Here is a 21790-nt window from a genome sequence, read left to right as displayed (position 1 = left end):
GAATGTGGCTGAGCCGGACCAGCTTGTCGGGCTCGGCGGGCTGCCTTTGGGAGTGCCCGAGTTGACCACCACCTGGGACGGTGGTTCACCAAGCCGGTCACGGTGAGGCCGGGCACTACGTTTCGGCGTGATCGTTGGACCGGCTCCGGCAAGATTTTCGTAGCGTGCGACCGCTGAGCGACCGGCGGTGTGACGAGCGAGGTTCAAGTCCCGCTCAGCCCCAGGTCGTGATCGCCGGTGGCAGCCGCGAAGAGGCCCTGTGGTTCGGCTGGTCAGTGGTGCCAGGGCAACTGCACTGCCTGCTCGGGGATGCCTTTCACGTGGATCTGATGCAGCAGGGAACCCAACCCGAGGGGGTAGATGATTTCCGTGCTGTCGATCAGCTCGTCACACGTCCACCAGCGGTGTCCAGCGTGGTGCTGGCGTTCGAGGGCTTCCATGCCGGTCGTGTCGACCTCCTGGGCGTCGACACGGTAAAAGAAGAAGTCATTGCGGAAAGTGCCGCGTGCCCAGCCGACATCCGCGTATCCGGAGCTGTAGGCCACGGGGCGACCGAGCAGTTCAGGGCTGACTACGAAGCCGATCTCTTCGCGAAGTTCGCGTGCAGCCGCTTCCTGGAGCGATTCGCCGGCATCCACACCGCCGCCCGGAGTCACCCAGCCATGTCCCCGCCCGACGTCCGTCGAGTCGAAGAGGAACTTCAGCAGGAGCACGTGCTGGTCGCGGTCGAGAAGGATCACTCGGGCGGAGCGGCGGCGGTATGAAACGGTCTGCGACACCTTGCTGATGGTAGGAACTGGCCTGCTTGAAATCGATTGGGGGCCCTCAACTCGCCACATCTTCTGCGGCATGCCGAGAATCCGGTGGCCTGGTGGCCCTGGTTCCCTGAGGCGTTCGCCAGGCCCGGCGGCCAGGTGTCCCGATTCTGTTGTCGATCGGATGCGCCTCTTGTATCCGGTGCCAGTCGACGATCTCACCTTCGACCGGGCCGTCGTGACCCACCGCGACACCGACGCCCGCAGCGCCATCGTCAAAAGCACCGTCGAACTGGCCCACAACCTGAACATGTGCTTGAACGCCGAACTCGCCGAGAACGAAGCCGTCCTGGACCGCCCGCGCCGCTGGGACCGCGACCTCGTCCAGGGCTACCACGGGAGCCGCCCACAGCCCCCGACGTCCTCGCCGCCGGCTGCGGGAGCGCGTCGGGTTTGATCCCCGAGGCCCCACTCCCACCCTTCACCCAGCCTGACCAGCGACAGCGCCGCCACCCCCGGGGCATCTACCGACTCTACGACCAGCGCACTCATTTGCCGAGAAGAGTGCGTCGGTCAATCTTCAAAATGCCGCTTCAGTATGACGATGTAAATGGTATGCCCTGCCCGATACCGGACGAAATACGGATTCAGCACAATGAAGTGAAGTTGGCTGGCTTGGGGGGACTTGACCGAACGAAAACTCTGTCCGTCATGCGTGGATAGTGGATGATAAGCAGGATTCTGCATAATGCAATGTCTGGCCCGTTTCGGCTGCGGTTGCATCGACAGTGGTTTGGAAATAGGACGCAAGTGAGAACTTGCTGGGGAGCAATTCGCCCAGCATGCTGGTATGCATGCCCCGCCCCGAGAGGCCCCTTGATCCGGATAAGGGACCAGTCGCCGCGTTCGCTCATGACCTTCGAGTGCTGCGGGAGGAAGCGGGATTGCCGAAGTACCTGCAGATGTCCAGGTCGACCGGACGTTCGCGGACAGCATTGGCCGAGGCCGCCGGCGGAGATCATTTACCGACGTGGGAAACCGTCGAGGCTTTCGTCAGTTGTTGCGGCGGTGATATTGATGCGTGGCGCTTGAAGTGGGAAGCCGCGAAAGAACAGATCAAAGGCGGCGACGATCCGCTTGAAACGCCCGCGAAGCCCGTCGCCGAACGTCGTCCGTTCCTCCGTAGCACGCCACTGGTCGTGGCCACCCTTATGGCCTTGGTGGTCGGCTTCGGGCTGGGTGTTCTGGCGGACCGCAGCCGTGACCGCCCTGCGGCGCCGGCGGCTTCCCTAGCGAGCTTTACCCAGGCCAGCCGAGGCGAGGTTCTGTTGGCATACAGCCGGTTCGGTCGTTTCGCGGCCGCGTCGATGGCGACCGCTGGAACCGGCGGTGACGTTCATCTGTGGAACTCCGACCGGAGGGCGGTGAAGACCATCGCCACTGGTGAGACGCGGATCGCCGCGCTCGCGTTCGACCCGATGAACCGCAACGTCCTGGCCGTCTCGGGAACCAGTGGTCTGGTCCGGATCTGGGACACCAGCAGCGGCAAGCCGATTCTCGGCACCAGGGGCGACCTGGCCGGCGCGGCGCCGGCGATGGCCTTCAACCCGCGCCGCCGCGGGATCATGGCCATCGGGAGCGCCGCCGGGACCGTGAAGATCTGGGACACGAAGTCGGACACGATCGTGCGCGACCTGAAGTTCGAGGGTCCGGTCGGCATCCTCCAATTCGACCTCCTCACCGAGCAGTTGGCGATCAGCACCGGAACGGAGATTCACGTACGGGACTCGGGCACCGGCCGCGACGTCAGCACCATCCAGGGTCTGCCGGAGCCCCCGAAGCGGCTGGAATTCGATCCGCTCGTGCGGAACACTCTGGCGATGGTGTCCGGCACGGGCCACGTGGGGGTCTGGGACTCGAGCAGCGGAAAGCCGGTTCGTGAGCTCCAAGGCGTTACCGCGGCAAACGTCGTTGCCTTCCATCCGCTGATCCGGAACAGCATCGCGGTGGGCGGTCAGGACGGAAGCCAGGGTGTCTGGGACGTCAGCACCGGAGCGCTGGTGCACGCGCTCGACAGGTTCCCGGCGCCGGTGACATCGATGGCGTTCTCGACGAATGGGGACGTACTGGCCACGGCCGGACCCGACGTCGGCGTCCAGCTGCAGCCGATCGAGGACTGGGGCGGGGGCTGAGACGGGGCACGGCCCTCGACGCGTGCGCCGAGGGCCGTGGTGCGCGGGGGTCAGGTCCACTCGCAGTGGACGTGGTTCCCGCTCTCGAACTGGGCCAGCGTCGCACCTAGCTGGCGGCACCGGTTGACGATGGTCGTCGTGGACCGGCCACCGTACTGGTCGAGGTCGAAGGCGCGTCCCGCGTAGTGGCGACTGCCGGTGCTGTGGCTGCCGCCGGCGATCTCACTGACTCGCAATGCCCCTTCGGCGCCGATCTGGCGGAGGGCGGTGAGCATGCGCGGGTCGAGCGAAACTCGGCCGCCCGGTGCGCCCCCGTAGGCCGACCGTGCCGCCTGCAAGCCGTTGGAGGTGTCCACGATGTTCTGGCGGGCGCTGGCGTCGGGGTTGTCGACCACGCCGCTTACGTGAACGGTTTGCAAGGTGATGTTCCTGTTGGCCAGGATGGCGCTTGCCTGCTCGGCGGCACCGTTCGAGCCGGTGGAGACGGAAACACCGTTGGCCCAACGGGCAACATGACCCTGGGCGTACACCACCAGGTTGCCGTCCGTCTGCAGTTCGAGGGTGGCGTTGGGGTTGCCGTTGGTCCCCGTGCTCCAGACGGCAACGTTCCCCGGTGCGATCACGACGGCGTTCCCGTCGCTCTGCATGCGCAGGATCGAGCCACTGCGGTTGGTTCCGGACGCCCAGACGGGACGGTTTCCCGGGGCGTACTCGACGAGGTTGCCGTCGCCCTGCATGGTCAGCGCGATGCCGTTCGCGGTGCCCAGGCTCTGGCCCGAGCCCAGGGTCTCGTCGGGTCCCAGCAGGTAGGTGCCCGCTCCGGCCGATGCCGGCGAGCTGACCAGCGCGGAACCGATCATGGCAGTGGCGATGATCGCCGTCATTCGTTTCCAGGAAGTCATTGCAGACCTGCCTTTCTGGCAGTGTTCGCGGTCGTGGATGGTCAGATTCCGAAGGAGCGGATCAGAACGGGTTGGCGCCGCTGGGGTTGCCGATGAAGGGGGCGTCGCCGTAGCCGTAGTGCTGGCCCGAGCTGCTGATGAGCAGATAGCCGCTGCCCGGGGTGTAGCTGATGTCGGTGATCTCGCCGGAGACGCCGACGGGTGAGCCGCCCTTGAAGCTCGCGTTGCCGTACGCGTACACCTGGCCGGTCTTGGAGACCAGGACGTAGCCTCGCCCGTCGGGGGTGGGCGACATGGCGGTGATGGCCCGGGTGAAGCCGCCGGGGCTGCCGCCGAAGAAGCCGGCGTCGCCGTACGCGTACACCTGACCGGCTGAGGTCAGCAGCCAGTAGCCACGCCCGGTCGGAGTCATCTCGATGTCGGTGAACTCGCCGCCCGCACCGGCCGGGCTGCCGCCGAAGTAGCCGGCGTTGCCGTACGCGTAGACCTGGCCGGACGCGCTGAGCATCACGTAGCCCTGATCGTTCGGCGTCGCCGCCAAGGCGACCAGGTCTCCGGTGTGTCCGGCAGCCCCACCGCCCAGATAGGGAGCATTGCCGTACGCGTAGATCTGTCCGGCCGACGTGAGCAGCCAGTATCCATTGTCGCCCGTGGTCACCTTGGCGTCGGTGAAGCGGCCGGAGTAGCCACCCGGCGACCCGCCGAGGTAACGGGAACTCCAGGCGTAAATCTGCCCGCTGTTGCTGACGTCCATGTACGCGTTCGGGCCGATCATCCGGGTGCCGGCGCCGTTAGTCACGCCGTATGCGTTCAACAGCGCCGTGGCAGTGCCTTGCGCCTGGTCGTACCGATCCGGGTACGCGGACGCCTGCACCTTCTGGGCAATCTGCCCCGCCGTGACCGACGGCGCGGAGGTCGCGTCGACGTTCTTGGCCCGGACGACGAAGGCATGGGTAGCCGTGGCCACCGTGGTCCGGGCATCGGCGCTGCCCCAGCTGGCCCGCTGCTGGAACACGCCCATCGAGTCGAGGTCGCCGTTGCTGCAGTTGTTCAGACGGGATTCGACCCAGGCGGCTTCGAATGTTGCAAGGAGCACTCGCGGGGACACCCCGTCCCGGATCGCCTGGGCGTATACCTGCCGGGTTACGGTCGCGTTCTCGGCGGCCGGCGGTGCTGGCCGGCACCCGACGGTCGGGTCGGCGGCCCACGCCGCGGAGCCGTTAGTCCAGGCCGCCGCGGCAACGCCGAGGCAGACGGCCAAGGTCAGGGTCAGTCTTCGAGAGGTCATCGTCATGCTCCTGGTCGAGTCGGCCGCTGGTCAGTGCGGGAACCCGCATCGCGGCATTGACAGCTCTACCTGGATCGATGTCCGTCCGGTGGAGGCGACGGTCTATCGGCCAGACGACGGTCTACTCGCGTGAACGCGCTCAAGTCGGACGACCTCGCGCAGTGTGGGTGCGAGTTTCGCGGCATCGCTACCTCGGTGCGCTGACCGCCGTCCGCATCGTGATGGCCGAAGGCCGGCGTACTGATTTGCCGCAGTACGTGTACCCATCGGCCGCGGCAGGGGTGTTCTGCGGCCCACCAGCCGGACGCGCTCACCGCGCCGATCCACGAGCGTGACATCGCGGCCGTCGCCGTCGCCGCCCTCATCGGCAACGACGACACCACCGGCCTGCTCACCGGCCCGGCTCGCCTCAGCCGGCGAGACCAGGTCGCCGCCATCGCCGCCACGATCGACCGCCCCATCACGATCGACGCGCTCACCCGTTCCGACGCGCTGATCCGGTTCTCCCGGTTCATGCCGGCGGAGGAGGCCGACGCCGTGCTGCGGTTCCTCGACGACGCGGCCGCCGGGAACTCCGCGGCGACCGACGCCGTCGAGCGGATTCTCGGCCGTCCGGCCATCGCCTTCGCGACCTGGGCCGTCGAGCATGCGGCCGACTTCGGGTGAGCCCGACCACCGGCCCGGCCCTGCGTCACCAACGTGTTGCGACCGACGGCCCGGCGGCCGCATCACCAGCGCGTCGGGACCGACGTCCCGGCACTGCATCACCAGCGCGTTGCGGCTGATGCCCCGGCAGCTGCATCACCGGCGCGTTGCGGCGGATCTCCCGGCGGCCGCGTCACCGGCGGGGCGTGGCCGACGCGAACGAGCGGAATACGTGGCGGGCCCGGACCCGGCGATGCCGGCAAAGCCGGCTCGTCATCGCTGGTCGGGCCGGGTGACCTGGGTGGACGCCTCGCGCAGGGCGGCGAACTCGCGGGCCAGGTCGGCGAGCTGGAAGTGGGCGTTGAGGCCGGACGGGTTGGGCAGCACCCACACCGGAACCCCGCCGATCGTGTCGTCCTGCGGCCCGATCACGGCGGTCCGCCGGCCGAACGCGGTGCGGTAGGCGGTGACGCCGAGGACGGCCAGGTAGCGGGGCTGGTGCCGGGCCACGAGCGCGGCCAGGATCTCGCCGCCGGTGATCAGTTCGGCGGGGGAGAGTTCGTCGGCGCGGGCGGTCGCGCGGGCGACCACGTTGGTGATGCCGAGGCCCAGGGTCGGCAGGATCGACTGCTGGGACGGGTGCAGCAGGCCGGGTGTGAAGCCGGAGCGGTGCAGGGCCGGCCAGAAGCGGTTGCCGGGACGGGCGAAGTGGTGGCCGGTCGCCGCCGAGTAGAGGCTCGGGTTGATGCCGGCGAACAGCACCCGCAGACCCGGGCCGACCACGTCGGCGATGGTGCGCCCGCCGGCCGCGGCGACCTCCGCCGCGGTCGGCTTGCGATGACCGGCGGCCGGGCCGGCCGGCATGCGATGACCGGCGGCCGGGCCGGTCGGCTTGCGATGACCGGCGGGCGGGCCGGTCGGCTTGCGATGACCGGCGGGCGGGCCGGGGAGGGTGCCGGGTGCGGGAAGGTGGGGGTCAGAGGGCACGCAAGGAGCCGCCGTCCACCGGGAGGGCGATGCCGGTCACGTAGCCGGCTGCCGGTGACAGCATGAACGCCGCCACCCTGCCGAACTCGGCCGGCTCGCCCAGGCGGCCCAGGGGGACCGACGCCGTGGCCCGGGCCTCGGCGGCGGCGGGGTCGCCGGCGGCGGCGAAGAGTTCGCGGTTGCGGTCGGTCAGCAGGCGGCCGGGCAGCAGGCTCAGCACCCGTACGCCGCGGGGGCCGAACTCGTCGGCCATGTCCTTGGCGACCATCGCCAGGCCGGGGCGCAGGCCGTTGGACAGGCCGAGGCGTTCCAGCGGGGCCTTCACCGAGGTCGACAGGACCAGGCCGATCGCGCCGCCGGCGGGCAGGGCGGCGGCGAACGTGCGGACCGCCCGCACCGAGCCCAGGAACACCGACTCGAACGCGGCCCGCCACTGGTCGTCGGACACCGCGGCGGCGGTGCCCGGCCCGGGGCCGCCGACCGAGACGAGCGCGCCGTCGAGCCGGCCCCAGCGGGCCATGGCCCGGTCGACGAGCGCGGCCGGGGTGGCGGCGTCGGCCAGGTCGCCCGCCAGGCCCTCCGCGTTGCCGGAGCCGCCGAGTTGCGCCACCGCCTCGTCGACGCCGGTCGCCGAGCGGGCCGAGATCACCACCTTGGCCCCGTCGGCGACCAGGGCCTGCGCGGTGGCGAAGCCGAGCCCGCGGGACGCACCGGTGAGGATGAAGACGCGACCGTCGAGTCCGAGATCCATGGGCCGATCCTGCCACCTCAGCGACGGTGCAGCCGGGTGGCGGTGGCCTCGTCGGCGGGCAGGAACGACTCGATGGCCAGTTCGGACAGGGTGACGTCCAACGGCGTACCCAGAATCGACGTCACGCTGAAGAAGGACAGGTCGTCCAGGCGCAGCGGAACGACGAGCCCGATCGGCCGGTCGGCGCTCGCGCCGCCCGGATATCCGGCGAGCTCCGCGTGCAACTCCCGCAGCACCGGGTCGCCCAGGCGGGTGGCCTGCTGATCGAGCCGGTGCAGCACGTGGGTGCGCCATTCGGGGAGGTTGCGGATGCGCGGCGCCAGGCCGTCCGGGTGCAGCGACAGGCGCAGCACGTTGACCGGCGGCTCGAGCAGCCGGCTCGCGCAGCCGTCGAGGAGCGGGGCGACCGCGTCGTTGGCGTCGACCATCGTCCAGTGCCGGTCGATCAGCAGCGCCGGGTAGGGCGCGTGCCCGGCGAGAACGTCGCGCAGCGCCCCGAGAACCGCCGACATCGGCGCGGACTCCAGCGCCGACTCGGGATGGGCCGGTGCGAAACCGCCGGCCAGGAGCAACTCGTTCTGCTGCCGCAACGGTACGTCGAGCCGGTCGGACAACCGCAGGATCATGTCGCGGGTCGGACGCGACCGGCCGGTCTCCAGGAACGACACGTGCCGGGCCGACACCCCCGCCGCCACGGAGAGTTCCAGCTGGCTCATCCGCCGGGTCGTCCGCCAGTCCCGCAGGAGCTGCCCCACATCGGTCATGTCCGCAGCGTAGGCGTCCGCATTACCTCGGGGGTAATCGACGGCCCTACCTCGGACGGGAGATGGTGGGTCCACCAACCAGAAAGGACCTGACATGAGCGACTTCGACACCGTGGTGGACCGCTACCTGGCCGCCTGGAACGAGACCGACCCGGCCCGGCGGCGCGCGGCGATCGACGCCCTGTTCACCGCCGACGTCCGCTACGTCGACCCGATCGCGTCGGTCGAGGGCCGGGACGCCCTCGACGCGCTGATCGGCGGGGTGCAGCAGCAGTTCCCGGGCCTGGCGTTCACCTCGGGCGGCCCGGTCGACGCCCACCACGAGCAGGGCCGTTTCACCTGGCATCTGGGCGCGGCCGGGGCGGAGCCGCTGGTGGTCGGCTTCGACGTGGCGGAGCTGGGCGACGACGGGCGGATCCGGCGGGTGTTCGGGTTCCTCGACAAGGCGCCGGGCTGAGGACGGCTCAGCGGGCGCGGCGGATCACCCGTACCCGGCCGGCGATCTGCAGGACGACGGCGCCGCCGGCCGACCGGATCGCGGGAGACCGGCGGGGTCGCGGCGCGGCGGCGCCGTCGTAGCGCATCGACACCTCGCGCCCGGCGAGCTCCTCCGCCGCCGCGCCGGTGAGCCGCAGCTCACGGGCCATGTCCCAGCCGTCGCGCAGGGAGCCCCGGGTCGGGCGGGCGGCCGCCCACCGGGCGAACTCACGCTTGAATCCGGCGCCGAACGACGCCGCGAGCATCGGCCACTGCCGGGAGACCTCGCCGGCCCGCTTGCGCAACAGCGCCACCCGCGCGGCCTCGACCCGAGGAGCGTCAAATCCCTGCGGTACGGGTTTTCCGGAGGTGAGCGCCGCGACGAGTTCGGCCTGCCGCGCCGCCAGGTCCCGCTCGCTCACGCGGCCGTCACCTCCGGGTAGCCGGCCGCGTGCGCGATGGCGTCCAGCTCGGCCCGCAGCTCCGCCGCCGGTGGGTAGTCGCCGTCGCGTTCCAGCATCAGCGCCGGTGGCCGGTGGCGCCGGCACAGCTCGCCGACCAGGTCGAGCACCGGCTGCGGCGTCGCGTGGGAGTGCGTGTCGTGGTAGAGGCCGTCGTGCTCGGCGCCGCCCGCCACGTGCACGTAGGCGACCCGGTCGAGCGGCAGCTCGTCGAGCAGTTCGAGCGGGTCGGTGCCCCGGTTGCGGGCGTTCGCGTAGACGTTCGCGACGTCGAGCAGCAGGCCCGCGCCGGTGCGGTCGAGGATCTCGGTGAGGAAGTCGGCCTCGGACAGTTCGTCGTCGGGCCAGTCGAACAGCGCGGCGATCGGTTCGAGGGCGAGCGGCACGGCCAGCTCGGCCTGGGTGCGCCGGACGTTCGCGACCACCGCGTCGACGGCCTCGCGGGACCGGGGGAGCGGGAGCAGGTGGCCGGCCTCGACACCGCCCGCCCGGACGAACGCGATGTGCTCGCTGACCAGCGGGGCCCGCACCCGTTCGGCGACCTCGGCCAGGTGGCGGACCCGCTGCGGGTCGACCGGCTCGGCGCCGCCGAGGGACAGGCGCACGCCGTGCGGGACGACGGTGACGCCGCGCTCGATCAGGTCGCCGAGGCCGGGCGGCAGCTCGCCGTGCGCGTGCACCGACTCGGCGACCACTTCGGCGAAACGCAGGCCGGGCAGCCCGGCGACGAAACCGGCGATCTCCGGACGCCAGCCGATGCCCACGCCGTAGGTCTCAGCCACCGCAGCCACCCCCGCCGCCGCAGGAGCTGCCCCCGCCGCAGGAGCTGCTGCTGCCGCACGAACTGGTGCTGCCACTGCTGCTGCCGCAGGAGTAGCCGGACGTGTCGCCGCCGCTGCCGCCGGCCACCGCGCGCTGGATCTCCGCCTCGGCCGCGAACGCCGGGTCCATCGAGTACAACGAGGCCGCACCGAACAGGGCGACCCCCATGGCCGCGCCGGTGGCGCCGTAGGTGGCGTAGGCCGGCGACTGCCGCGGCGAGAGGTGACTGTGCCGGCTGCGCAGCTCGGCCATGGCCCGGGTGGCCGCCGCGGTGGCGGTGCGGCGGGTGCGGGCGATCGCGATGAGCAGCACGAGCGTGAAGAACGCCGCCGGGACGAGGAAACCGACGGGCTTGCCGGTGCTGATCCCGGCGATCAGCCGCAGGACGCCGACGGCCAGCAGGGCGGCCACCGGCACGGCCCACAGCCGCAGCGCCCCCAGGTCGGCCCGGCTGACCGCCAGGCCGCGCTGCTCGAGACCGGTACGGAGCTGGTCGAGCGCCGAGCGGACCCACTGGTCGCCGAGGACGTCGCGGGACCGCACCTGGTGGCCGGCGGCATTGTGGACGGCCGCGTCGAGCGGGGTGACCCCGGCGGTGAGCGGGCCGGTCTGCACCAGGGTGCGTTGCGGGCCGGTGCCGATCAGGCCGGCCGCGCGCAGGCCGCCCATGGCCGCGTAGACGGCCAGCTGGTCGCCGCCGTTGAGGTAGGCCACCTGCTGCGGGCCGAGATCGCCGGCGGCGGCGCCGCGGGTGCCGCGGAACCGGACCTTGCGGTGGATCGCGTGTCCCAGCGCCATGACGGCCAGGGCGGCGAGGTAGAGGCCGATGAAGGTCGGACCGGAGATTCCCCAGGTGTCCCGCATGGCCTCATTGTGCAGGTGGGCGCAACGAGCGGGATCAGCCCCGGCGGACCGCCTCTTCCACCACGTCGAGGACGCGGCTCAGCTCTCCGGGCGGTCGGCCGGTGGCCAGATGGAGGACCAGGCCGTCGTAGGCCAGCTCGAGGAACTGGGTGAGCACCTCGACCGGTACGTCGTCGCGGAGCACGCCGGCCTCGCGCTGGCGCTGCAGGCGCTCGCGGGTGGCGTCGGCGATCGCCGCCGACCGCTCGGCCCAGCGCTTGGCGAACTGCGGGTCGGTGCGCAGCCGGCGGGACACCTCGAGCTGGGTGCCGAGCCAGCCGGCGGTGTCGCCGCCGGCCTTCGCCTCGCCCGCCTTGGCGAGCAGGTCGCGCATCACCTGGACGAGGCCGTTGCGGGCGACCGTCTCGACCATGTTGGCGGCGTCGTCCTCGGCCACGGCGAGGAAGAGCGACTCCTTGTCACGAAAATGGTGGAAAATCGCCCCGCGGGACAGGCCGGTGGCGTCCTCCAGACGGCGGACCGTGGCGCCCTCGTAGCCGAACCGGGCGAAGCAGTCGCGGGCCGCCGCGAGGATCTCGTGGCGCCTCGCCGCCAGCTGGTCCTGACTCACTCTGGGCACGCCCTGGATCGTGTCACGCAGGCGGTTTCTTATGCAATCCGTACGTACGTCTTGCCAGGGATCGCCGTCGCCCGCCGACCGGATGATGCGAATTCCACCATCCGGGACGGAGGTTGTTAACAGTCCTGGTCTGTTCGCTTCCGTCCTCGCTCACGTAAAGTGCGCGGGTGCCTCTCGTCCTGATCGCCCTCGACGACACCCTGCTGGACCGCAGCGGGGCGTTCAGGCTGTGGGGCAAAGGCTTCCTGGACGAGATCGGGGCGCCACAGGACGATCTGGATTGGTTACTGTCGGTGGATGCCGACGGGCTCACCCCACGGTGGGACCTCGCCGATCTGATCCGCGACCGATATCACCTCAACGTTCCCTCGATCGAGCTCCTCGAGGAACTGCACGAGGGGCCGCTCGCGTTCGAACGCCTCGACCCGATGGTCGGGTGCGCACTGCAGATCGCGGCCGACGCCGGGCTGGTGCCGGTGGTGGTCACCAACGGCCAGACCGACCGGCAGGACAGCCGGATCCGGCGCACCGGTCTCGACCGCTACGTCGCCGACTGGGTGATTTCCGAGCAGGCCGGGGTGAGCAAGCCCAACCCGCGGATCTTCGCCCTGGCCGCCCAGCGGGTGCGCATGCGGCTGGGCGGCGCGTGGGTGGTGGGCGACAGCCCCGAGTCCGACATCGGCGGCGCCGCCGCGATGGGACTGCCCAGCGTGTGGCTGCACCGCGGGCGCGACTGGATGGACAACCGCTTCGCGCCGACGCGGGTGGTGGGCAACGTGATCCAGGGCCTGTCGGCGATCATGGCCGCGCAATAAACCGGTTGCGCGGGTTCCCCGGGTCGGGCAAGCTCGCCTGACCTGCACGTACCGGAGGAGAAGGGGGTGTGACCTGTGGCTGTCTTTGTGATTCCTGCTGCCCAGCGTCAGAAAACTTCCTTCTTCATCTCTGAGGAGATCCTCCAGTGCGAGAGCACGAAAGCACCATGCGCCGTGGCCGGCGCAAGTTCGACGACGACGACACCAATTTTCTGAAGCGGGGCCGGCTCGAGCCGAGGCTCGCCGAGGAACCCGATCTGCCGGAGACCGGCGACAACTGGTCCAGCTGGGACGGCGCCCTGCACGGGCCGCAGCCCCGCCCCGACTGGGTCCGCACCGAGCACGCCGCGGTCGACGACGAGCTCGGCATGCTCAAGACCGGTAAGGAAGCCGACGTCTTCCTGGTCCGGCGGCACGTTCCCGGCACCACCAAGGTCAGCATGCTGGCCGCCAAGCGCTACCGCGACGGCGACCACCGGCTGTTCCACCGCGACGCCGGCTATCTCGAGGGCCGCCGGGTCCGCCGGTCGCGGGAGAACCGGGCGATGGCCAACCGCTCCTCGTTCGGCAAGGAGATGATCGCCGGGCAGTGGGCGGTGGCCGAGTTCGGCGCACTCAGCCGGCTGTGGGAGATCGGGCAGGCGAGCGGGCTGGTCCGGGTGCCGTACCCGGTGCAGCTGATCGGCACCGAGCTGATGCTCGAGTTCATCGGCGACTGGGCGACCGGCGAGGCCGCACCCCGGCTCGCCCAGGTGCGCACCGACCACGACGGCCTGGCCGACCTGTGGCGGCAGATGACCGACGCGCTCAGCGTGCTGGCCCGCGCCCAGCTGGCGCACGGTGACCTGTCGCCCTACAACACCCTGGTTCGCGACGGCAAGCTCATCCTGATCGACCTGCCGCAGATCGTCGACGTCGTCGGCAACCCGCACGGCGCCGACTTCATCGCCCGCGACGTGCGCAACGTGGCCGGCTGGTTCACCCAGCGCGGTCTGCGGGTGGACGCCGACGAGCTGCTCGAGCGCCTGCTTTACGAAGCGGGGCTCAAGTGAGACGGCCCGGACCGCGGCCGCCCCGGACGAGGCGGCCGCGACCGGGGCGGATCACTGGATGTATCCCTCGACCTCGTTGACGCTGTGGGCCTGCTCGGCGTTCGGGTCGTTGCCCACCTCACGGGCGGCCCGGCGCCGGCGCAGCAGGTCCCAGCACTGGTCCAGCGCTTCTTCGAGCTCCTTGAGGCGCGCGTGCTCCTCGTCCGAGGAGATCTCCCCGCGGCCCAGCTGCTGACGCAGCGCGTGCTCCTCATCGACCAGGCCGTGGATCCGGCCCAGCACAGTTTTGTCATCCATTCCCGAAGCCTATTCACTGCGCGCCCGGACTCTCATCCGACTCTCATCCAGGCGTGTTGAGATGAGCGCGATGACCCGCATCCTCGTCGTCGACGATCAGCCCAACATCGTCGACATGCTCGCCACCGTGCTGCGCTTCCACGGCTTCGTGGTCGACACCGCCGGCACCGCCGCCGCGGCCCTCGAGCAGGCCGCCGTGCAGCAACCCGACCTGGTGCTGCTCGATGTCATGCTGCCCGACGGCGACGGCCGCGACGTGTGCCGGCAGCTGCGCGGCCCGGCGGTGATCTTCCTGACCGCCCGCGACGACCGCGACGAGATCATCGACGGGCTGACCTACGGCGGCGACGACTGGATCACCAAGCCGTTCGACGTCGAGCTGCTGCTCGCCCGGGTCCGGGCGGTGCTGCGCCGCACCGGCGCGGTCCCCACCGAGGACCGGGTGCTGCGCTACGCCGACCTGTGGCTCGACCCCGACACCCTGCAGGTGGAGCGGGCCGGCGAGCCGCTGCGGCTGTCCCCGACCGAGCTCCGGCTGCTGCGCTACTTCCTGCAGAACCCCGGGCGGGTGCTGTCCCGGCCGCAGATCCTCAGCGCCGTCTGGGAATACGACGTGGAGGCCGGTTCCAACGTGGTCGACACCTACGTCGGTTACCTGCGCCGCAAACTCGACCGGCTCGGGCCGCCGCTGCTGGTCACCCACCGCGGCTTCGGCTACGCGCTGCGGGCCGGGTCGGGACCGTGACGCTGCGGCGTTCGGTGCTGCTCCTGGTGGCCGGGCTGACGGCGGCGGCGCTGCTGATCGTCACCGCCACCGCCGTACTCGGCATGCGGCACTATCTTCTGAGCCGCACCGACGAGCAGCTGGCCGCGGCCGCCGCGCTCGCCCGGTCCCGCACCGAGCTGCTGGCCGGCGATCCCGAGCTGCGCGGGGCGGCGATCCGGCAGGTGGTCTCGGTCACCGACTACGTCGTCGAGATCCGCACCCGGACCGGCACGATCCGGGTCGTCTCCGGCGCACCGCTGCCCGCGCGACCCCTGCTCGACCAGGCCTCGCCGGCCACCGGCAGACCGCAGAGCATCGCCGGCTACCGGGCGGTGGTCACCCACGACGGTGACTACACGGTGCTCGTCGCACTCTCCCTCCAGCCGCTGCACGACACGGTGCGACTGCTGCTCGGCGTGGCCGGGGTGACCTCCCTCGTCGTACTCGTCCTGCTGGTGCTCTGCGCCCGGATCCTGATCGCCCGCCGGTTGCGGCCGCTCGACGCGATCGCGGCCGCCGCGACCGATCTCGCCGACGGCCGGCTCGACCGGCGCGTCCCGGGCGTCGCCGACTCGCGCACCGAGGTCGGCCGGCTCACCGCGGCGATCAACGGGATGCTGTCGCGCATCCAGGCGGCCCTCGCCGACCGCGAGCGCTCCGAGGCGCGGATGCGGGAGTTCGTCGCCGACGCGTCCCACGAACTGCGCACGCCGGTCACCTCGATCCAGGGATATCTGCAGCTCATCCGCACCGGTGTGGTCGACCCGCGAGCCCGCCCCGACGTGGTGCGCCGGCTCGAGGAGGAGTCCCGCCGGATGGGGTCGCTCGTCAACTCGCTGCTCAGCCTGGCCCGGCTGGATGCCTCGCCGCCGCTTCGCCGGGTGCCGGTCGACATCGCCTGGCTGGTCCGGGACGCGGTGGCGGACGCGTCGGTGGTCGAGCCCGGCCGGCCCCTGCGGGCCGAGACCCCGGGCGAGTGCGTGGTCACCGGCGACGAGGATTCGTTGCGCCAGGTGCTGGCCAATCTCCTGGCCAACGTACGGGCGCACACGCCACCCGGCACCGCCGCCGCGGTCCGGATCGTCCCGGAGGCCTCTGCCGGGTTCGTCCGCGTCGAGGTCGCCGACGACGGGCCGGGGATGGACGCCGAGGCCGCCCGGCACGCGTTCGACCGGTTCTGGCGGGCTGATCCGGCGCGCTCGGCCGGCGGGGGAGCCGGCCTCGGGCTGGCGATCGTCGCGGAGGTGGTGCGCTCGCACGGCGGGGCGGCCGGGATCGACGGCGCGACCGTGTGGTTCACCGTCCCGCGCGGTTCTTGACCAACTCTCATCTTCCTCGCACCGCCCCGGCATCTTCGCCCGGTTTCATCGATCCCGTGCTCATCGACCGCATCAGACGAAGAAGACCTGTGCTCATCGCAATCGGGGTGGTGGCCGCATTGATGGTGCCGGTGGCAGCTGATCGGGCTGCCGCCACCGTGATCGAGCATCGGGTGGCCGCCCGCCTGCGGTGTGCCGCCGATCTGCGGGCCGCACCCGACGTCTCGCTCGGCGGCTTCCCGGCGCTCACCCAGCTGGCGAGCCGCTCGTTCGGCGAGATCCGGGTGCAGGCCGACGACGTGGCCCTGCCCAAGGTCACGATCGGCCGGGTCGAGGCCGAGGCCGAGCGGGTCACGATGGCCGGCAACGGCGTCTCGGCCGGCTCGGTGACCGTGGACGCCACGGTTCCCTACGCCGCCCTCACCGGCCTCTCGGGCGCTACCGACACCGGTGGCGCCGGTGCCACCGGTGTCGGTAGCGGTGCCGGCACCGCCCGGATCGTCGGCGCCGACGATGCCGGGCGGCTCGTCCTGCGGGCCGACCTCGCGCTGCGCGGACTCGAGCTGGCCGCCACGGTCTACGCCGATGTGACGCTCGCCGGCAGCCGGCTCGCCGTCAAGCCCGCCGAGGTCGAGCTCGCCTCGTTGGGGCTGCGGGTGCCGGCCGACCGGCTGCCCGCGGCGGCGTCCCAGGAGCGCGACATCGACCTGCCCGCCCTGCCGGCCGGCCTCGCCTACCGATCGGTGACGCCCGGCCGCGACGGCCTGCGGGTGGTGGCCGGCGGCTCCGACCTGCACCTCGACGCCACTGCCAAGACCAAGAACGAGACCTGCGGAGGTGTGCGGTGAGCACGATCGAGGACGGCCCCCTGCACTCGGTGATGGGCCGGGTCGGCCGGCTCAGCACCCGGCGGCCCTGGCTGACCGTGACCGTCTGGCTGCTGGTGGCCGTCGGCGTCGGCGCGCTGGTGCTGGCGTTCGGGCGGGCCACCGACGAGAACGCGGCACTGCCGGGGGCGACCTCGCAGCATGGACGCGACCTGCTCGAGTCGCACTTCGCCGGCGCCCAGGACGCCACCGGCCAGGTGCTGTTCCGCTCGCCGGGCACGGCGCTCGACACCGCGTCGGTCGCCGCCGCGGCGCAGCGGGTCGCGGCCGTCGGGCACGTGTCCGGCGTGCAGAAACCGGTGCTCAGCGCCGATCGTCGCACCGGCTACGTGGACGTGCAGTTCGATCTGGGGCCGCGCGACGTGACGCCGGAACTGATCGACGACGTGCTGGCGGCCGCCGCCACCGACGGCGTCGAGACGCTCCCGGCCGGTGCGCTGGCCCGCCCCCGGAGCGACACGAGACTCAGCGAGGCCCTCGGCATCGTGGTGGCGCTCGTGGTCCTGGTGATCGCGTTCGGCGGCCTGCTCGCCGCCACCCTGCCCCTGCTGACCGCGGTCGTCACCCTGGTCTGCGGAGTCGGGATCATCGGCCTGGCCGGCCACCTGACCGGCATCCCGTCGGTGGCCACGACGCTCGGCACGATGATCGGCCTGGGCGTCGGCATCGACTACGCCCTCTTCCTGATGACCCGCTACCGCGCACTCCTGCCCGCCTCCGCGCCGGCAGCCTTAGCCTCTCCCGCAGCCCCAGCCGGCCCGGCAGCCCCAGCCTCTCCCGCAGCGCAAGTCGGGTCCGCACCCGGTTCTCGGCGGGCGTGGCGGCGAGGCGGCTCGCGCCGTGGTGGCACCCAGGTGATCCCGGTCGCGCGGCGGCGGGCGGCGGTGGTGGAGACGGTGGCCTCGTCCGGCAGTGCGGTCGCCTTCGCCGGGGGGACCGTGATCGTGGCCCTCGGCGGGCTGGCGGTCGCGGGGGTGCCGATCCTGGCCACGCTCGGCTGGACCGCCGGTCTGGTCGTGCTGGTCGCGGTGGCCTCCGCGACCACCCTCCTGCCCGCGATGCTGATGCTGCTCGGCGGGCGCGTCACGGCGCCACCGGTGCGGGACCGGGCGTCGCTCTGGGGGCGGCTGGCCGACCGGGTCACCCGGCGGCCCTGGCGTTATGCCGTGACCAGTGCGGTCCTGCTGCTCGCCCTGGCCGCGCCGGTGACCGCGATGACGCTGGGGCAGACCGACGCGGGCGACGACCCGGCGGGCACCGACACCCGGGCGGGTTACGACGCGATGGCGGCGGCCTTCGGGGCCGGGGTCAACGGACCGCTCACGGTCGTCGCCGCGCTCGACAGCCCGGCGTCGTCCCCGGCCGATGCCCGGCTCGCTCAGCTCTCGGCGGCGGTGGGCGGCACCGCCGGGATCGCGTCGGTGCAGCCCGTGCGGTTGTCGGCGGACGGGACGGTGGCCTCGATCAAGGCCGTGCCGACCACCGCGCCCAGCGACCCGGCCACCCGGACGACCGTGGATCGGCTCGACGACCTGCGGGTCGGCGGCGTTGCCGTCTCGGTCACCGGGCAGACCGCGATCCGGGGCGAGCTGGCGGATCGGGTGGGTGCGCGGATGCCGTTCGTCATCGGGCTCGTGGTCCTGCTCAGCGCCCTGCTGGTGTTCGCCGCGTTCCGGGCGCCGGTGGTGGCGGCGAAGGCCGCCCTGATGAACCTGCTGTCGGTCGGAGCCGCCTACGGAGTGCTGACCGCGGTGTTCCAGTGGGGATGGGGTGTCACCTGGACCGGTCTCGACGGTCCGGTGCCGATCGAGGCCTACGTGCCGATGATGCTGTTCGCCCTGCTCTCCGGCCTGTCGATGGACTACGAGGTGTTCCTGCTGACCGCCGTGCGCGAGTCCTGGGTGCGCACCGGCGACAACGTCCGTGCGGTGCGCGACGGCCTGGCCGGCACCGGCGTCGTGATCACCTCGGCGGCCCTGATCATGGTGTGCGTCTTCGCCAGCTTCGTGCTCAGCTCCACGCCGGTCGTGAAGATGATCGGCCTGGGTCTGGCGGTGGCGATCGCCGTGGACGCCACCGTGATCCGCGGTCTGCTGGTCCCCGCCACGATGGCCCTGCTGGGGCGGGCGAACTGGTGGAGTCCGCGCCGCCGCAGCGCCGCCGCACCGAGATCGCCGGAGCTGGAGACCACCGGGCCGGCGTCCCGCTAGCGACCCGCCGGCCCGACGCGCCAGCTGCCCGCCGGCCCGACGCTCCGCCGGCATGACGCGATGCGCCCCGCCTCCGAGGTGGGGGCGGGGCGCATCGGTGCGGCTGTCAGCTGTCAGCTGTTGAGCATCTTGCGCAGGACGTACTGGAGGATGCCGCCGTGCCGGTAGTAGTCCGCCTCGCCGGGGGTGTCGATGCGCACGTCGGCCTCGAACTCGACGCCGGTGTCGGTGCGGACCGTCACCGTGCCCGGGATCTGGCCGTCGTTCAGCGCCGTGACGCCGGTGATGGTGAAGGTCTCCGTGCCGGTCAGCCCCAGCGACTCGGCGCTGGTCTTCGGCGGGAACTGCAACGGCAGCACGCCCATGCCGATGAGGTTGGAGCGGTGGATGCGCTCGTAGCTCTCGGCGATGACCGCGCGGACGCCCAGCAGCATCGTGCCCTTGGCCGCCCAGTCGCGCGACGAGCCCGAGCCGTACTCCTTGCCGGCCAGGATGACCAGCGGGACGCCCGCCTCCTGGTAGGCCACCGAGGCGTCGTAGATGGTGCTCCGGTCGCCGGTCAGGTGGTTGACCGTGAACCCGCCCTCGACGCCCGGCACCAGCTGGTTGCGCAGCCGGATGTTGGCGAACGTGCCGCGGATCATGACCTCGTGGTTGCCGCGCCGCGAGCCGTAGCTGTTGAACTCGTGCCGCGGGACACCGTGCTCGGCCAGGTACTTACCGGCGGGGGAGTCGGCCTTGATCGAGCTGGCCGGCGAGATGTGGTCGGTGGTCACCGAGTCACCCAGCTTGGCGAGCACCCGGGCGCCGGAGATGTCCCGGACCGCCGTGGGCTCGGCGGCCATGCCCTCGAAGTACGGAGGCTTGCGCACGTAGGTCGAGTCACCGGCCCAGGCGAAGGTGTCCCCGGTCGGGGTCGGCAGCGACTGCCACTGCTCGTCGCCGGCGAAGACGTCCTGGTACGCCGCGCTGAAGCCGTCGGCGCCGATGGCCTGCGCGATGGTCTCGTCGATCTCCTGGTTGGTCGGCCAGATGTCGGCCAGGAAGACCGGCTTGCCGTCCGACCCGGTGCCGAGCGGCTCGGTGGTGATGTCGATGTCCATCGAGCCGGCCAGTGCGTACGCCACGACCAGGGGCGGGGACGCCAGGTAGTTCATCTTGACGTCCGGGTTGATCCGGCCCTCGAAGTTGCGGTTGCCGCTCAGCACGCTGACCGCGGTCAGGTCGGCCTCGTTGACGGCGGCCGAGACCTCCTCGGGCAGCGGGCCCGAGTTGCCGATGCAGGTGGTGCAGCCGTAACCGACCAGGTTGAACCCGATCTTGTCGAGATAGGGCGTCAGGCCGGCCCGGTTGTAGTAGTCCGAGACGACCTTCGAGCCCGGGGCCAGGGTGGTCTTGACCCACGGCTTGCGGGTCAGGCCACGCTCGACGGCCTTCTTGGCCAGCAGCGCGGCACCGATCATGACCTGCGGGTTGGACGTGTTGGTGCAGGACGTGATGGCGGCGATGACGACCGCGCCGTGGTCCAGCTCGTATTCCACGCCGTCCTCGCCCTTGACCCGGGTCGGCTTCGACGGGCGGCCGGTGCTGTTGTGCGCGGCGCTGAAGGCGTACGGCTTGTCGGCCTCGGTGTCCTGGTGGTTCGCGGGCGGGTCGCTGGCCGGGAACGATTCCTCGCTGGCCTCGTCGGCGGCCCCCTCGGCCGGCACGTAGTTGCCCAGGGCCTCGCGGAACGCCGGCTTGGCCTCGCTGAGCAGCACCCGGTCCTGCGGGCGCTTCGGGCCGGCCAGCGACGGGACGATCGTCGACAGGTCGAGCTCGAGCCGCTCCGAGTAGTCCGGCTCGGCGGCGGGGTCGAGCCAGAGGCCCTGCCGCTTCGCGTACGCCTCGACCAGGGCCACCTGCTGCTCGGTGCGACCGGTCAGCTTGAGGTAGTCGATGGTCTGCTCGTCGATCGGGAAGATCGCGACGGTCGAGCCGTACTCCGGCGACATGTTGCCGATGGTGGCCCGGTTGGCCAGCGGGACGGCGCTCACGCCGGGGCCGTAGAACTCGACGAACTTGCTGACCACACCGTGCTTGCGCAGCATCTCGGTGATGGTGAGCACGAGGTCGGTGGCGGTGGTGCCGGCCGGCGCCTCACCGGAGAGCTTGAAGCCGACGACCCGCGGGATCAGCATGCTGACCGGCTGGCCCAGCATGGCCGCCTCGGCCTCGATGCCGCCGACGCCCCAGCCCAGCACGCCCAGGCCGTTGACCATCGTGGTGTGCGAGTCGGTGCCGACCACGGTGTCGGGGTAGGCCTGCCCGTTGCGCTCCATGATCGTGCGGGCCAGGTATTCGATGTTGACCTGGTGCACGATGCCGGTGCCGGGCGGGACGACCTTGAACTCGTTGAACGCCGTCTGGCCCCAGCGCAGGAACTGGTAGCGCTCGCGGTTGCGCTGGTACTCCAGCTCCACGTTGCGCTGGAACGCGTCCTCGCGGCCGAACAGGTCGGCGATCACCGAGTGGTCGATGACCAGCTCGGCCGGGGCGAGCGGGTTGACCTTGGTGGGGTCACCGCCCAGCTCCTTGACGGCCTCGCGCATGGTGGCCAGGTCGACCACGCACGGCACGCCGGTGAAGTCCTGCATCAGCACCCGCGCCGGGGTGAACTGGATCTCGACGCTGGGGTCGGCGGTCTGGTCCCAGCCGCCGAGGGCGCGGATGTGGTCGGCGGTGATGTTCGCGCCGTCCTCGGTCCGCAGCAGGTTCTCCAGAAGGATCTTCAAGGAGTAGGGCAGCCGATCGTGCCCCTCGACCTTGTCGATCGTGAAAATCTCGTAGCTCGCGTCTCCGACGCGCAGCTCGCTCTTCGCACCAAAGGTGTCGAGGCTGGCCACGTCATCTCCTTCACCCAGCGACTGTGAGGTCA

Annotated in this window: 21 protein-coding genes and 2 pseudogenes; 11 read left to right on the top strand and 12 right to left on the bottom strand. The window is 71.4% G+C overall.

From position 1 onward, the window contains the following. Window positions 1-272: 272 nt before the first annotated feature. The gene (locus Afe05nite_RS39780; protein WP_239118561.1) at window positions 273-779 is read right to left on the bottom strand and encodes an NUDIX hydrolase; all 507 of its coding nucleotides are present in this window, start codon (window positions 777-779) and stop codon (window positions 273-275) included. Window positions 780-815: 36 nt separating this feature from the next. Between Afe05nite_RS39780 and Afe05nite_RS45250 the strand changes: the two are divergent. The 3 genes and pseudogenes from Afe05nite_RS45250 to Afe05nite_RS39765 all read left to right on the top strand — a co-directional run. Next, window positions 816-890 (top strand): annotated as a pseudogene (locus Afe05nite_RS45250) (hypothetical protein); the annotation flags it as partial. 49 nt (window positions 891-939) lie between these two features. After that, entirely contained in the window at window positions 940-1212 is a 273-nt protein-coding gene (locus Afe05nite_RS39770; RefSeq protein WP_239118560.1) for an EAL domain-containing protein, read from the top strand. Between the two features lie 487 nt (window positions 1213-1699). After that, a complete protein-coding gene (locus tag Afe05nite_RS39765; RefSeq protein ID WP_203822507.1) occupies window positions 1700-2947 on the top strand; it encodes a WD40 repeat domain-containing protein in 1248 nt (415 codons plus the stop codon). A gap of 50 nt (window positions 2948-2997) precedes the next feature. Here the strand turns inward: Afe05nite_RS39765 and Afe05nite_RS39760 are convergent, their stop codons facing one another. Both Afe05nite_RS39760 and Afe05nite_RS45175 read right to left on the bottom strand, forming a co-directional pair. Next, on the bottom strand, window positions 2998-3831 hold the full coding sequence (locus Afe05nite_RS39760; RefSeq protein ID WP_203822506.1) for a hypothetical protein: 834 nt from the start codon (window positions 3829-3831) through the stop codon (window positions 2998-3000). An 832-nt stretch (window positions 3832-4663) separates the two neighbouring features. After that, a pseudogene (locus Afe05nite_RS45175) lies at window positions 4664-5137 on the bottom strand (FG-GAP repeat domain-containing protein); the annotation flags it as partial. A 513-nt stretch (window positions 5138-5650) separates the two neighbouring features. Between Afe05nite_RS45175 and Afe05nite_RS39750 the strand changes: the two are divergent. Next, window positions 5651-5803 carry a hypothetical protein gene (locus tag Afe05nite_RS39750; RefSeq protein WP_203822504.1) on the top strand — a complete coding sequence of 51 codons (153 nt, stop codon included), beginning with the start codon at window positions 5651-5653 and terminating at the stop codon, window positions 5801-5803. A 252-nt stretch (window positions 5804-6055) separates the two neighbouring features. Here the strand turns inward: Afe05nite_RS39750 and mug are convergent, their stop codons facing one another. The 3 genes from mug to Afe05nite_RS39735 form a co-directional block, all read right to left on the bottom strand. Continuing rightward, a complete protein-coding gene (gene mug / locus Afe05nite_RS39745; protein ID WP_203822514.1) occupies window positions 6056-6646 on the bottom strand; it encodes a G/U mismatch-specific DNA glycosylase in 591 nt (196 codons plus the stop codon). 112 nt (window positions 6647-6758) lie between these two features. Further along, window positions 6759-7520, bottom strand: a complete 762-nt coding sequence (locus tag Afe05nite_RS39740) for an SDR family oxidoreductase (protein ID WP_203822503.1) — start codon at window positions 7518-7520, stop codon at window positions 6759-6761. A gap of 17 nt (window positions 7521-7537) precedes the next feature. Further along, window positions 7538-8284, bottom strand: coding sequence for a helix-turn-helix domain-containing protein (locus Afe05nite_RS39735; protein ID WP_203822502.1), 747 nt, complete (start codon window positions 8282-8284; stop codon window positions 7538-7540). A gap of 94 nt (window positions 8285-8378) precedes the next feature. Here Afe05nite_RS39735 and Afe05nite_RS39730 point away from each other — a divergent pair, with 94 nt between their 5' ends. After that, entirely contained in the window at window positions 8379-8741 is a 363-nt protein-coding gene (locus tag Afe05nite_RS39730) for a nuclear transport factor 2 family protein (protein ID WP_203822501.1), read from the top strand. 7 nt (window positions 8742-8748) lie between these two features. Here the strand turns inward: Afe05nite_RS39730 and Afe05nite_RS39725 are convergent, their stop codons facing one another. The 4 genes from Afe05nite_RS39725 to Afe05nite_RS39710 are packed head-to-tail and all read right to left on the bottom strand — an operon-like array spanning window position 8749 to window position 11527. Next, complete coding sequence (locus Afe05nite_RS39725; protein WP_203822500.1) at window positions 8749-9183, bottom strand: SCO6045 C-terminal-like domain-containing protein; 435 nt, start codon at window positions 9181-9183, stop codon at window positions 8749-8751. Beyond that, entirely contained in the window at window positions 9180-10004 is an 825-nt protein-coding gene (locus tag Afe05nite_RS39720) for an MbnB/TglH/ChrH family RiPP precursor modification enzyme (RefSeq protein ID WP_203822499.1), read from the bottom strand. Before Afe05nite_RS39720 ends, Afe05nite_RS39725 begins: the two co-directional genes overlap by 4 nt. Continuing rightward, the gene (locus tag Afe05nite_RS39715; protein WP_203822498.1) at window positions 9997-10908 is read right to left on the bottom strand and encodes a TIGR04222 domain-containing membrane protein; all 912 of its coding nucleotides are present in this window, start codon (window positions 10906-10908) and stop codon (window positions 9997-9999) included. The genes Afe05nite_RS39720 and Afe05nite_RS39715 overlap by 8 nt, the downstream gene beginning before the upstream one ends. Before the next feature lie 34 nt (window positions 10909-10942). Next, window positions 10943-11527: a TetR/AcrR family transcriptional regulator gene (locus Afe05nite_RS39710; protein WP_203822497.1), complete on the bottom strand. Its 585-nt coding sequence runs from the start codon at window positions 11525-11527 to the stop codon at window positions 10943-10945. A 167-nt stretch (window positions 11528-11694) separates the two neighbouring features. Here Afe05nite_RS39710 and Afe05nite_RS39705 point away from each other — a divergent pair, with 167 nt between their 5' ends. Both Afe05nite_RS39705 and Afe05nite_RS39700 read left to right on the top strand, forming a co-directional pair. Then, window positions 11695-12342, top strand: coding sequence for an HAD family hydrolase (locus Afe05nite_RS39705; RefSeq protein ID WP_203822496.1), 648 nt, complete (start codon window positions 11695-11697; stop codon window positions 12340-12342). Window positions 12343-12488: 146 nt separating this feature from the next. Next, the gene (locus Afe05nite_RS39700; RefSeq protein ID WP_203822495.1) at window positions 12489-13394 is read left to right on the top strand and encodes a serine protein kinase RIO; all 906 of its coding nucleotides are present in this window, start codon (window positions 12489-12491) and stop codon (window positions 13392-13394) included. 51 nt (window positions 13395-13445) lie between these two features. On the opposite strand, the gene Afe05nite_RS39695 is transcribed toward Afe05nite_RS39700, so the two are convergent. Next, window positions 13446-13691 (bottom strand): DUF2630 family protein, encoded by a 246-nt coding sequence (locus Afe05nite_RS39695; protein ID WP_203822494.1) that lies wholly within the window; start codon window positions 13689-13691, stop codon window positions 13446-13448. 61 nt (window positions 13692-13752) lie between these two features. Here Afe05nite_RS39695 and Afe05nite_RS39690 point away from each other — a divergent pair, with 61 nt between their 5' ends. The 4 genes from Afe05nite_RS39690 (at window position 13753) to Afe05nite_RS39675 (ending at window position 18873) form a co-directional block, all read left to right on the top strand. After that, window positions 13753-14436, top strand: coding sequence for a response regulator transcription factor (locus tag Afe05nite_RS39690; protein WP_203822493.1), 684 nt, complete (start codon window positions 13753-13755; stop codon window positions 14434-14436). Further along, window positions 14433-15776 (top strand): sensor histidine kinase, encoded by a 1344-nt coding sequence (locus Afe05nite_RS39685; RefSeq protein ID WP_203822492.1) that lies wholly within the window; start codon window positions 14433-14435, stop codon window positions 15774-15776. The genes Afe05nite_RS39690 and Afe05nite_RS39685 overlap by 4 nt, the downstream gene beginning before the upstream one ends. An 89-nt stretch (window positions 15777-15865) precedes the next feature. After that, the gene (locus Afe05nite_RS39680) at window positions 15866-16624 is read left to right on the top strand and encodes an LmeA family phospholipid-binding protein (protein WP_203822491.1); all 759 of its coding nucleotides are present in this window, start codon (window positions 15866-15868) and stop codon (window positions 16622-16624) included. Continuing rightward, on the top strand, window positions 16621-18873 hold the full coding sequence (locus Afe05nite_RS39675; protein ID WP_203822490.1) for an MMPL family transporter: 2253 nt from the start codon (window positions 16621-16623) through the stop codon (window positions 18871-18873). The genes Afe05nite_RS39680 and Afe05nite_RS39675 overlap by 4 nt, the downstream gene beginning before the upstream one ends. Window positions 18874-18986: 113 nt before the next feature. Here the strand turns inward: Afe05nite_RS39675 and acnA are convergent, their stop codons facing one another. Beyond that, on the bottom strand, window positions 18987-21758 hold the full coding sequence (gene acnA, locus Afe05nite_RS39670) for an aconitate hydratase AcnA (protein WP_203822489.1): 2772 nt from the start codon (window positions 21756-21758) through the stop codon (window positions 18987-18989). Window positions 21759-21790 lie beyond the last annotated feature (32 nt).

The organism is Paractinoplanes ferrugineus, assembly GCF_016862195.1.
GTDB classification, from domain to species: domain Bacteria; phylum Actinomycetota; class Actinomycetes; order Mycobacteriales; family Micromonosporaceae; genus Actinoplanes; species Actinoplanes ferrugineus.
Note: the sequence above shows the minus strand (reverse complement) of the source record. Positions and strands in the feature narration are given on the sequence as shown.